Annotated in this window: 7 protein-coding genes; all 7 read left to right on the forward strand. The window is 45.7% G+C overall.

Annotated elements, in window-relative coordinates:
• Nucleotides 1–41: 41 nt before the first annotated feature.
• Nucleotides 42–1,202 (forward strand): phosphotransferase enzyme family protein, encoded by a 1,161-nt coding sequence (locus tag EPL05_RS08290; RefSeq protein ID WP_128533472.1) that lies wholly within the window; start codon nt 42–44, stop codon nt 1,200–1,202.
• A 23-nt stretch (nt 1,203–1,225) separates the two neighbouring features.
• Nucleotides 1,226–3,145, forward strand: a complete 1,920-nt coding sequence (gene nagB / locus EPL05_RS08295) for a glucosamine-6-phosphate deaminase (RefSeq protein ID WP_128533473.1) — start codon at nt 1,226–1,228, stop codon at nt 3,143–3,145.
• A 258-nt stretch (nt 3,146–3,403) separates the two neighbouring features.
• A complete protein-coding gene (gene glmM, locus EPL05_RS08300) occupies nt 3,404–4,789 on the forward strand; it encodes a phosphoglucosamine mutase (RefSeq protein WP_128533474.1) in 1,386 nt (461 codons plus the stop codon).
• Between the two features lie 336 nt (nt 4,790–5,125).
• Complete coding sequence (locus tag EPL05_RS08305) at nt 5,126–6,280, forward strand: phosphotransferase enzyme family protein (RefSeq protein WP_128533475.1); 1,155 nt, start codon at nt 5,126–5,128, stop codon at nt 6,278–6,280.
• Between the two features lie 66 nt (nt 6,281–6,346).
• Nucleotides 6,347–9,547, forward strand: a complete 3,201-nt coding sequence (locus EPL05_RS08310) for a SusC/RagA family TonB-linked outer membrane protein (RefSeq protein ID WP_128533476.1) — start codon at nt 6,347–6,349, stop codon at nt 9,545–9,547.
• Nucleotides 9,548–9,569: 22 nt separating this feature from the next.
• The gene (locus EPL05_RS08315) at nt 9,570–11,033 is read left to right on the forward strand and encodes a RagB/SusD family nutrient uptake outer membrane protein (protein ID WP_128533477.1); all 1,464 of its coding nucleotides are present in this window, start codon (nt 9,570–9,572) and stop codon (nt 11,031–11,033) included.
• 42 nt (nt 11,034–11,075) lie between these two features.
• On the forward strand, nt 11,076–12,470 hold the full coding sequence (locus EPL05_RS08320; RefSeq protein ID WP_208394705.1) for a DUF4832 domain-containing protein: 1,395 nt from the start codon (nt 11,076–11,078) through the stop codon (nt 12,468–12,470).
• The last annotated feature ends 11 nt before the right edge of the window (nt 12,471–12,481 follow it).

Raw genomic sequence — 12,481 nt, forward strand, 5'->3', positions numbered from 1 at the left:
AAAGGTTTAGATAAATTGCAGTACAAATGCATACTAAGGGAATGAAATATAATTTTTCGGATATCATTGCGCAGTTCAGTATTCAGGCAGGTTCTTTCGGGATAAAGCCTTTTGGTTCGGGCCATATCAATGATACCTACCGGGTTACAACCCCGGCAGATGGGCGCGACTACCTGCTGCAAAAGATAAACAACTATGTATTTAAGGATGTGAATGGGCTGATGAATAATATGCTATACGTTACCAATCATCTCAAGCAAAAAGTGTCCAAAGCCGGCGGCGATCCGGATAAGGAGGTTTTAACTCTTATCCCATGCAATAACGGCCTTTACTATTGCCAGGACGAACAAGGTAGTTATTGGCGGATGACAACCTTTTTGCATAACACTAAAAGCTACGACCTCGTCACTACCGAAAAGCAAGCTTACCAGGGTGGTGTGGCATTTGGCCGGTTTCAGTATTTGCTCTGCGATATGGGTGCCGATATACTGGTACAAACCATCCCCAATTTTTTGAATATCGAATTCAGGCTGGAGGAATTAAACCAGGCTATTGAGAACGATGCGGCGGGCAAGCTAAATACTGTACAAACTGAGCTTGACTTTTTGCTAAGCCGTGCCGATAGCATGAAAGATATATTGCAATGGGGGCGTGCGGGTATACTGCCCCTGCGCATCACCCATAACGATACCAAATTCAATAATATTTTACTGGATGAGCAGGACAATATCCAATGCGTAATTGACCTGGATACGGTGATGCCCGGCTATGTGGCTTATGATTTTGGAGATGCTATCCGCAGCATCATCAGTACCTCCGCCGAGGATGAGGCAAACCTGGGCGCTATACAATTAAATATCCCTTTGTTTGAAGAGTTTACCCGCGGCTACCTCAGCCAAACCATATCTTTTTTAAGCGAGCAGGAATTGAAATCGCTTATAAAAGGCGTGCTGTTATTGCCTTATATGCAGGCGGTACGCTTTTTAACAGATTATCTTAATGGTGATACGTACTACAAAATTCAGTTTGTCGGCCACAACCTGCAGCGTACGCTTGCCCAAATGCAATTGCTGAAAATGCTGGAACTAAATAAGGAAACATTAACCGGAATTATAGAACGCGAGTGGTTTGGTTCTCACAACAGCCGCTTGACTTCAACGCAGCCGGTTTATTTTTCGGGAGTGCAAACTCAGCGCCTTTAATTATCACACCTAAAAATTATATAATGCCACGTTTAAATCTTTTAGAAGAAACAAGGTTTGAAAAACTACCTGTAACGGTTTACCCCGATATGCTCGCTGCCTCGAAAGTGGTTGCAGGGCGTATTGCCGGTATCATTAAACAGAAAACTCAACGAGGAGAAAAAGCCGTGCTTGGCCTTGCTACAGGCGCAACACCTATTGCGGTTTACAAAGAACTGGTTCGCCTGCATCAGCAGGAAGGGTTAAGCTTTAAAAATGTTACCACCTTTAACCTGGATGAGTATTACCCCATGAGCGCTACGGCTGTACAAAGCTACAAGGTGTTCATGAACAAGCACTTGTTCGATCATGTAGACATCGCTCCGGAAAATATCAACATACCCGATGGCGAGTTGGCACAGGAGGATGTGGCTGCTTTTTGCCTCGATTACGAAAAAAAGATCAGCGGTTATGGCGGGTTGGACCTACAGATACTTGGGATAGGGCGTACTGGTCACATCGGCTTTAACGAGCCGGGTTCCGCGCCAAATTCGGGTACACGCCTGGTATCATTAGATGAACTTACCCGAAGTGATGCCGCGCACGATTTTGGCGGAAAGGCTAACGTACCTTCAAAAGCCATCACTATGGGTATCGGCACGATTTTTAAGGCGCGCGAGATTATCCTCATGGCCTGGAATGCCAAGAAGGCCGAAATTGTTAGAAAAGCGGTTGAAGGCGATGCTTCTGCCGATATACCTGCTACTTATCTGCAGCATTCAGATAACGTGGAGTTTATTTTAGATGAAGATGCCGCATCAGCCTTAACGCGCTTTAATACCCCCTGGCTGGTAAAAGATTGCGCCTGGGACGAACAGCTGATAAAAAAAGCGGTGATCTGGCTGGCTAAAACGCTGAACAAGCCTATCCTAAAACTTACCGAAGACGATTACAATACCAACGGTATGGCACAACTGGCTACGCAAAATGGGCCGGTTTACCATATTAACATCCACATATTTAATAAACTGCAGCATACCATAACCGGCTGGCCGGGTGGTAAACCAAATGCCGACGACAACCAGCGCCCAGAGCGTGCAACGCCTGCGGTAAAACGTGCCATCGTATTTTCGCCGCATCCTGATGATGATGTGATCTCGATGGGTGGTACATTTATTCGTTTGGCCGACCAGGGGCACGATGTACACGTAGCTTACCAAACATCGGGCAATACTGCGGTTTGGGACGATGATGCTTTGCGCTTTGTGGAGTTCAGCCTCGATCTTTCAAAATCTCAGGGTGTGGATGACGAAAAATTGCGCGCTTCTTACCAGGAAATGCGCGAATTTATCAAAACCAAAAAACCAAACGAGCGCGATCCGCAGGAAATGGAAACCATTAAAGGCCTTATCCGCAAAGGCGAGGCCATTGCAGGTGCCCGTTTTGTAGGGCTGGATGATGACCATATCCATTTTCAGGGGCTGCCTTTTTACGATAAGCGTAAAATGAGCAAAGAGGTATCGTACGAGGAAGATATTGAGCAAACTATTGCCCTGCTGCAGCAGGTAAAACCTCACCAGATCTACGCCGCCGGCGATTTTGCCGATCCGCATGGAACGCATAAAACCTGTTTTGATATTATCCATGAGGCGATAGTTCGCTTGAGCAAAACCGAAGAATGGGTGAAGGATTGCTGGTTGTGGCTTTATCGCGGAGCATGGTTTGAGTTTGAAACGCACGAGATAGAAATGTGTGTGCCGCTATCTCCCGAGGAAGTAGAGCGTAAGCGCCTCGCTATTTTTAAGCACCAGTCGCAAAAAGATCGTCCTGTTTTCCCCGGCGACGATGCACGCGAGTTTTGGGTGAGGGCAGAGGACCGTACCAGCGAAACCGCCCGCACCTACAACCAGCTTGGTCTGGCCGAGTACGAAGCAATGGAAGCATTTGTAAGGTTTAAGTTTTAAGCCGGGTACTGAGGTAACGGGTTTAAGGGATTTAAGTCCTATTTCCTGCAACTTAAAAAAAGCGGATCTTGGGTAGCGAACAGGGTTAACATAACTTAACACAATTCAGATTTATTAAAATTAAAAATTTGATAATCAATAAGTTAAAAATTAACAGGGTTAACATAAAATATAGATATTTTTTATCTATTGGTTAATGTTCAGCCCTGTGGATAGATGAGATCGTACAAATCGATGCAATCAAAAAAATAGAAAGTAATGACATTAATAAAATCAATATCAGGCATCAGGGGTACTATCGGCGGCACGCCGGGTGAGGGGCTTACACCTGCAGATGTGGTGAAGTTCACCGCGGCTTATGGCCGTTGGGTGATCGGAACTACCGGCAAACGCAAAGTGGTAATAGGCAGAGATGCACGCATCTCCGGCCAAATGGTAAACCACCTGGTCGTCGGTACGTTGATGGGTTTGGGTATAGACGTGGTTGACCTTGGCCTATCCACCACGCCCACGGTAGAAATTGCCGTGCCGGATGAGCAGGCAGGCGGCGGCATTATTATCACAGCCAGTCACAACCCTACACAATGGAATGCCTTAAAACTATTAAACTTTAAAGGCGAGTTTATCAATGACGACGAGGGCAAAAAAGTGCTGGAGCTTGCCGAAGATACTTCACGGGCCTTTGCCGAAGTGGATGAATTAGGTAAAGTAACCCATGACGATACTTATCTGCAAAAGCATATCGATAGGATCTTGGCTTTACCGCTGGTTGATGTTGCTGCTATAAAAACGGCGAACTTCAGCGTGGTGATAGATTGCGTAAATTCTACCGGTGGTTTGTTTTTGCCTCCGTTGCTGAAAGCCTTGGGCGTTAACAAGATTGATGAGCTGTATTGCGAGCCAAACGGCCAGTTTCCGCACAACCCTGAGCCGCTGCCCGAAAACCTCACCGTAATTGCCGGCAGGGTAGTAGAGATCAAGGCCGACCTGGGTATTGTAGTTGACCCTGATGTTGACCGCCTTTGCTTTGTAAACCAGGACGGTAGTATGTTTGGCGAAGAATATACGCTGGTAGCCGTGGCCGATCATATATTAAGGAACACACCGGGCAACACCGTCTCTAATTTATCATCAACTCGTGCACTGCGCGATGTTACCGAAACCCTGGGCGGGGTTTATGAAGCTTCGGCGGTGGGGGAGGTGAATGTGGTTACAAAAATGAAGGCCGTCAACGCGGTTATCGGCGGTGAAGGCAACGGCGGCATTATTTACCCAGAACTGCATTACGGTCGCGATGCTTTGGTGGGTATTGCTTTGTTCCTTACACTGCTGGCAAAATCGGGCAAAAGTATTTTAGAGTTGAGGAGCACCTACCCGGAATATTATATCTCCAAAAACAAGATCACCCTTACCGATGATATGGATATTGATGCCTTATTAAAGGAGGTAGAAAGCAAATATAGCAATCAACCATACAGCATTATCGATGGTTTAAAAATTGAGTTCGGCAAGCAATGGGTACACCTGCGCAAATCGAATACCGAGCCGGTGATCAGGATCTATTCTGAAGCAAATTCCATGGAAAATGCCGATAAATTAGCAAATCAGATCATAGCAGATATTAATGCGTTGCTCGCCTTTTAGGGCCTGGCGCAATTAATTGAAATAGCGTTTAATATATGTTGTGTATTTAAGCTTCCTGCCAAATTTAATTCCCCTATGTAACCAGCGAGCAAGTATAAGTTTTACAAATGTGTTCGAATACATATTTAAAGCCTGCTTTATTTATAATAAAGCAGGCTTTTTTTTGCCAAAAATTTAATTTTTACTCTTCTTGTTAAGTTTTTGTAAATTTTATTTGCTTTTGTGTGTGCGAACACGCTATATTTAGATAATAATAATAACAAGGCTTACAAGGGCTATAGTGTGCGAACACACAGTATTATTATTGCCAGATAACTAAGTACACCTTTATATAAAATGAGTTTAACAGATCCGATCACTTTTAACATTTCTGCGATAGTGAAAAATTTTAATGTAACCGGCGAAATTGCCGAAGCTGAGGCTTTCGGTAACGGGCATATTAATGATACTTTTTTACTGAAAAATAAAGATCTGAACAGCCCCGATTATTTGCTGCAACGCATCAATCACCACGTTTTTAAAGATGTGCCCAAGCTGATAGATAACATCCACCTGGTTACCTCTTATCTTAAAAATAAAATGCTGCCCGGTGTTGATCCCGGCAAAAATCAAAAGGTACTAAAGCTGATAAGTACTACCGACGATAAGCTGTTTTATAAAGATGAACAGGGAAATTACTGGCGGGTGTACATCTTCCTGGCCGGCTCACGCAGTTATGATGTAGTGCTTACAGAACAGCAGGCTTACGAAGGCGGCAAGGCTTTCGGTTACTTCCAAACGTTGCTCTCGGATATGGATCCGTTGCAGCTGTCAGAAACCATTGTCGATTTCCATAACATTCAAAAACGGCTGAACGATTTGCATATCGCCATGGAAGAAGATGTGCTGAGCCGCGTTGCAGGAGTAGGCGCGGAGATCGATTTTATCCGCGAACGCGAACAGGGGATGTCGGTAATTTATAACTGGGGGCGGTCCGGACTTTTACCTAAACGGATCACTCACAACGATACCAAGTTTAATAATATACTGTTTGATGCCGACGATAAGGCGGAGTGCGTAATAGACCTGGATACGGTAATGTCGGGCCACGTAGCTTATGATTTTGGCGACGCTATCCGCACCATTATTAATACTACGGTAGAAGATGAGCCGGATCTGGAGAAGATCCAGATCAATATCCCGCTCTTTAAAGCCTATGCCGAAGGTTACATAAACGAAGCATATGCCTTTCTTACGGATACCGAAGTAGAATCCTTGTTTTTGGGTACCATGTTATTACCCTATATGCAGGGGGTAAGGTTTTTAACCGATTACCTGCAAGGCGACACTTATTTTAAAACTGCTTACCTCGGACACAACCTGGTAAGGGCAAAGGCGCAGTTTCAGTTACTCATAAAATTAGAAGAACAAGATCAGCTGCTCAGGCAGATCATTGCCAATACCGTGGCCGATCATAAAAGAAAATATAAGGAGGAGAAGAATTTAGGATAAAGTTTACCCCAAAAACCACCAACCAACCAACATTAAAATTTACACACGTACCTAACACTTTATAATATGAACAAAAATTATTTACTTAACATGAAGCTCTTTTGCGCGCTGTTGCTGCTGCTGAACATGCAGTATCTGGGAGCCGATGCCAAAAGCATAGCCAGGGGCATAGCTGATAACCGCCGGTTCGGCACAATTACCGGCAAGGTTACAGATGCCAAGGGCGAAGTATTGCCCGGCGTGGTAGTAACCGTAAAAGGAACAAAAAATGCGGCGCCAACAGATGTAAACGGAAAGTTTACCATTAATGCCAATGCCGGCGATATACTGGTATTTAAAATGGTGGGCTATACGCCCAGGGAGGTTATCGTAGGTTCGCAAACGGTTATTAATGTTAAACTGGAAGAATCGAACACCGGCCTTAACGAGGTAGTGGTAATTGGTTACGGTACAGCAACCAAGCGCGACCTCACCGGCGCGGTATCATCCGTAAAAACTGCCGATCTGGTAACCAGTTCGGGCCCCGAGATAGGGAGCATGTTAAAAGGTAAAGTAGCCGGTTTAACTATTCGCCAAAACAGCGCCCAGCCGGGCGGTGGTTTAGATATATTGGTGCGTGGTGCAGGCTCCGTAAACGCCAGCAACGCGCCACTGATCGTTGTGGATGGTTTCCCGATAACCGACTTGCAGCAACCTGCAACACTGGGCGGTCGCTACCAGGCGGGTACCCAGAGTATTTTAAACTCATTCAACCCTAATGATATAGAATCGGTAGAGGTGTTAAAAGACGCGAGTTCAACCTCCATCTACGGTTCGCGTGCTGCCAACGGTGTTATTTTGATCACTACCAAACGTGGTAAAGAAGGTAAAGCCAAGGTTGACTACTCTTATAACTATACCTATCAAAAATACAATAACTCGTTTGATGTACTGCCTTTGAATGAGTGGATGCAGGTACGCAACCAGGCAGGGCATGAGCAATGGGATTTTGATAACCACGTTGCGCCTTATGGTACAACAACCGTTGCCGAAGCTATTGCCAACAGCGGCCCCTACAGGAAGCTATACACCCAAAATGCCATTAACAACGTAGGCCGTGGTACCGACTGGCTTGCTTTGGTAACCCGCGATGGTATGACCATGCAGCACAATATATCGGTAGCCGGTGGTTCTCAGGCCACCAAATATCTGATATCTGGTAACTTTTACGACCAGGACGGTGTTATCAAAAATTCAGGTTTAAAAAGATACACAATCCGTACCAATATCGATCAGGAGCTAAGCAAGATCTTTAAACTCAGCTTAAACTTAACCGCCAGCCGTATCAACAATTTAAACAGCCAGTTAGGCGGCGATCAGTACGAGAACTCAGGTGTTATCCGCGCGGCTATTCAACAAGGCCCGCACATCCAGGCTATTGATGAGAACGGCAACTATCCGCTTAACCCGCAATTGGCGTTACAGCCTAACCCATACTCGCTGTTAACTATAACAGATCAGGGCCGCATAGAGCGCTTATTGGCAAACACCTACCTGGACATTACCCCTGTTGAAGGTTTGCTGATCCGCTTAAAAGCCGGATTGGACAGGGGTTACACCAAACGTGAAAGCTATGTGCCTAAAACGGTACTCTCTGGTTTCTTAGAAGGCGGCCGCGCATTCATCGGCAGTTCTGATAACAGCAATTACCTGTTAGAGGGAACCGTCAACTACAAGAAAACCATTGCTACCGACCACAACTTTGAAGTACTGGCGGGTGTATCCGAGCAAAAATTTGTAGACAAATACCAAACAGCAGGTGCTACCGGCTTTATTACCGACGCCTTCCTGTGGAACAACCTGGGTGCAGGCAGCAACCAACAGCCATCAACATCATCGGGTCCGCAAAACGTTATCGCTTCGTATTTCGGTCGATTTAACTACAATTACAAAAGCAAATACCTGTTAACGGTTACCGTACGTACAGATGGTGCCAGCGTTTTCGCAAAGAACAACAAATGGGGAACTTTCCCGTCGGCAGCCGTGGGCTGGAACGTGGCGGAAGAGCCCTTCTTCGCGGGGATCAAAAATGTAGTTTCGCAATTTAAATTGAGGTTTAGCTACGGCCAAACCGGTAACGCCAGTATCAACAGTAATGCGTTTGCCGCATACGGGGCATATCCCGCATGGTTATCTGCAAATGATGCAAGGCTGATAGGTGTATCATTAACCAGGCTGGAAAACCCCGATCTGAAATGGGAAACCACTACGGGTGCCAACTTAGGTTTAGATTACTCGTTGTTCAACGGCAGGGTAGAAGGTTCGGTAGAAGTGTTCAGAAATGTGATTTCCGACCTGCTGGATTTTAAACCGCTTAACTCTTACCAGGAAGTAAACACCATTATCGCTAACGTTGGTAAAACGCTAAGCCGTGGTATTGAGGTGAGCATCCGCACCCGCAACATCTCTAATGCTAACTTCTCGTGGAGAACACAGTTAAACTTCTCTAAATATAAAGACAACTGGAAAGAACGTGCACCGGATTGGAAACCAAACGTCTATCAAAACGAAACTGACCCGATCAGATCGGTTTACAGTAGGGCGTCTGACGGTATTTTGCAGGTAGGCGAGGCGCCACCGGTATCTCAGCCTGAATTGAAACCGGGGATGATCAAAATTAAAGATATCAACGGTTACCAGCGCGATGCCAACAATAACCCGGTAGTGGATGAGAATGGCAGGTTTTTACGCACCGGCGGCCCGGACGGTATTATTGATGACGCCGATACTAAACTGTTAGGTACATCAGACCCAAGCTTTATGGCTGGTATCACCAATATTTTCACTTATAAAAGCTTCAGCTTAAACTTCGATTTCAACGGTTTATTCGGTCGCGAAATGGCCGATCCTAACTATGTTACCTATGGCGTTAGTGCTTACGGTGTGTATTCAAACGGTTACAACGCCCTACGCACCGTGAAAGACAGGTGGACGCCAACCAACCCAACTAATACTCAACCAAGCTCTTTCTACGGATTTTCACCTTACAGTGTGGGCGATTTCTTCCTGCAAAAAGCATGGTTCATCAGGTTACAAAACGTGTCGGTAGGTTACACCCTGCCAAATAAATGGATAAAGGGTGTGTTCTCTTCGGTACGTGTGCATGTGGATGGTTCCAACCTTTTTGTGATAACCCCATACAAAGGTGTTGACCCGGAAACCGATTCATATACTGCAGCGTATCCGTATATCAGATCGTTTGTTGCCGGTATTAACCTGTCATTTTAATTAGAAGATAAAAGATATAACAATGAAAAAATATAAATTATTCATCTTGTCTCTCGCGGTGCTGCTTAGTAGCTGTACCAAAGACCTTGTATCTCTTGATTATTCGGAGATAAACCCAAACATCTTCCCCAAATCTGCGGAAGACCTGGACGCTATGGTGAACGCGGCTTACTATCCATTGCGCGGATCATACGGTAACGGGATCTTCTCCACCTCAGAAAAAGGGGTGATGTACATTAGCGATGCCACAACAGAGATCCTTTACGGTGTGTACGGCGACCAAAATTTGGCCACGCTGCAAAATTACCGCCCATCAGATCTCGCTTTTACGCACTATTACGATGATTACTATAACAAAATCAGCATGATGACCAACACCATCGATCTGATAGAAAGATCGACAGTAAGTGACGAACTGAAAAAGAAAGCGATAGCACAGGTACGTTGCGCAAGAGGGTTGTTAGCCTATACGCTGTTCGATCTTTACGGGCCTATTGTAATTGCTCCGCTATCTGTATTGCAAAGCCCGCTAAAAGAAGAGCCGCTTGCACGCTTATCAAACGAGGAAACAGTAGCTTTTATTAAGGCAGACCTTGTTGCAGCAGCAGCAGACTTACCTGCGCCATCGGAAGCAGAATATGGCAGGTTTAACAAAGCACTGGCTAAAATGATCCAGATCCGTTTAGACCTGCACGAAAAAAACTGGGCCGAAGTATTAACCCTTAGTAACGATATTATTGCTTATGGCTATTATACCCTCGACCCAAATTACGTTGGTATGTTTGGCCTTGAAGGTGCCAAAAACAGCAAAGAAACAATTTGGGCTATCCCATGCGATTATGGCGGCACCAGCGAAAATCAATGGCAGCTGATGGTGTTACCGGCAGTGTTTGCGCCAAAAGGCGGCTTTGGTACCATACAAAGCACCTGGTATTTTTACGATAGCTTTGAGAGCGCTGACAAACGCAAAACCATGTTGTTATCTGAATTTACAGGTACTGATGGTATTACGTACAATCGTGCAAATCCGGGTGTGCTGATCAATTACGGCCCTATCCCACTAAAAATAGACCAGGATGCCGCCCGTACTACAGGTTTAACTACGGTTGATATTATGATGTACCGCTATGCCGATGTGTTGTTGTCTAAAGCGGAAGCTATCGCCAATATCTCGGGCCCCAGCCAGGAAGCAATGGATTTGGTAACCAAAGTACGAGTACGTGCAGGTTTGGCGGCAAAACCAATTGCCAGTTACAGTTCATTAGCGCAGTTTAACGATTTGCTACTGACCGAACGCAGCCACGAGTTTTGGTGCGAAAATGGCCAGTACCGCGCCGATCTGATCCGTATGGGTAAATTTATATCGCGCTGCCAGGAGGTTAAACACTCTATCTACACAGGCCCTAATAAAGTTGTATATCCATTTTCGCAGGCACGCGTTGCTGAGGGCAAAGGTAAGTTTATACAAAACCCGGGGTATAATTGATTAGCTGTAACAATAGCTATTTTTTAACTAATAATGAAAAAGATGAAGACGAATAAGAAGGGAATAATAACATTAGGCATTACTGCCATGCTAATTGTGTGTTGCGGAATACTGGTAGCGTGCAAAAAAGGTAAACCCGCTCCGGATCCAACCCCGGCTGACACGGGCGTTAAGTTTGCATCATCCGCAGAGGTCTTTCCTAACCCGGACCGGGGTTTCACCAAAACCTTTACTATCCGTACGGCTTTAGACGCGGCTGTGCTGAATACTTACCGTACTAACCAGAACACCACCCTGATAGTACGGGTGTTTTACCTGGAAAACTACAAGGATAAAGCGCTTGACCAGGCTAAGTTCGATTTTATCCAGGCCGACCTGACCACCATTCGTAACGCAGGTTTAAAAGGTATCGTTCGATTTGCTTATACCGAGGATATGGCCGGGAGTGATGCACCGCTTGCAATAGTGCTGCAGCATATTGACCAGCTAAAGCCATTGTTTGCGGCTAACCAGGATGTAATAGCCTTTGTACAGGCGGGTTTTGTAGGTGCCTACGGCGAGTGGCACGATTCTACAAACGGGCTGGCAACGCCTGCTAACGAGAAGACTATTTTGCTGAAGTTGTTAAGCGCAGTACCAACCGATATTATGGTGCAGGTGCGTACACCGCTGCAAAAGCAAAATGTTTTTGGCACCAATGTAGCCATAAGCCAGTCGCAAGGTTTCTCGGGCAGCGATATAGCGCGTGTGGGCCACCATAACGATTGTTTTTTATCGAGCGATGATGATTACGGTACTTACGTAAATATCCCGGTAGAGAAGCAGTACGTAAGCAACGAGGCGCTTTATGTGCCGGTAGGTGGTGAAACCTGCCCGCCGCTGGGTGGATACTCCAGCAATTGTGAGCAGGGCCGCACGCAAATGAAACTGCTGAGGTGGACCTATCTTAACCTCGACTATTACCAGCCAACATTAAGCGCCTGGAGAACTTCGGGCTGTTTTGATGAGTTTGTAAGGAACCTCGGCTACCGTATTGCATTAGTTAACGCGGTTTTACCGGCCACGGCAGCGGTAAACAGCAGCCTGAAGGTGGATATTAATATCACCAACACGGGTTATGCACCGCTTTACAATAAGAAGAACACCAGTATCATTTTAAAGAATAAAACTACCGGTACTTATTACGAAGCGCCGCTAACCTATGACATCCGTACCTGTAAACCAGCAACAACCGTTGCGCCAAACGCTAACATAGGCGAATCGGTTAGTTTAAGTGGTATCCCGGCGGGCGACTATGCGCTTTACATCCGCATTGCCGACCAGGCACCTACGCTTAAAAACAGGGTAGAGTATGCGGTAAGGCTGGCCAATACCGGCACATGGGTAACAGAAAACGGTGGCATGAATGATCTTAAATCGAGTTTAAAAATTCAATAATCTGTTTAAAA

The organism is Mucilaginibacter gilvus (assembly GCF_004054195.1).
GTDB lineage: Bacteria > Bacteroidota > Bacteroidia > Sphingobacteriales > Sphingobacteriaceae > Mucilaginibacter > Mucilaginibacter gilvus.

Excerpts from the sequence above, each read along its gene's own strand:
- EPL05_RS08315 (WP_128533477.1), top strand. The coding sequence starts at position 9,570 with ATGAAAAAATATAAATTATTCATCTTGTCTCTCGCGGTGCTGCTTAGT.
- EPL05_RS08320 (WP_208394705.1), top strand. The coding sequence starts at position 11,076 with ATGAAGACGAATAAGAAGGGAATAATAACATTAGGCATTACTGCCATG.
- EPL05_RS08310 (WP_128533476.1), top strand. The coding sequence starts at position 6,347 with ATGAACAAAAATTATTTACTTAACATGAAGCTCTTTTGCGCGCTGTTG.
- EPL05_RS08305 (WP_128533475.1), top strand. The coding sequence starts at position 5,126 with ATGAGTTTAACAGATCCGATCACTTTTAACATTTCTGCGATAGTGAAA.
- nagB (WP_128533473.1), top strand. The coding sequence starts at position 1,226 with ATGCCACGTTTAAATCTTTTAGAAGAAACAAGGTTTGAAAAACTACCT.
- EPL05_RS08290 (WP_128533472.1), top strand. The coding sequence starts at position 42 with ATGAAATATAATTTTTCGGATATCATTGCGCAGTTCAGTATTCAGGCA.
- glmM (WP_128533474.1), top strand. The coding sequence starts at position 3,404 with ATGACATTAATAAAATCAATATCAGGCATCAGGGGTACTATCGGCGGC.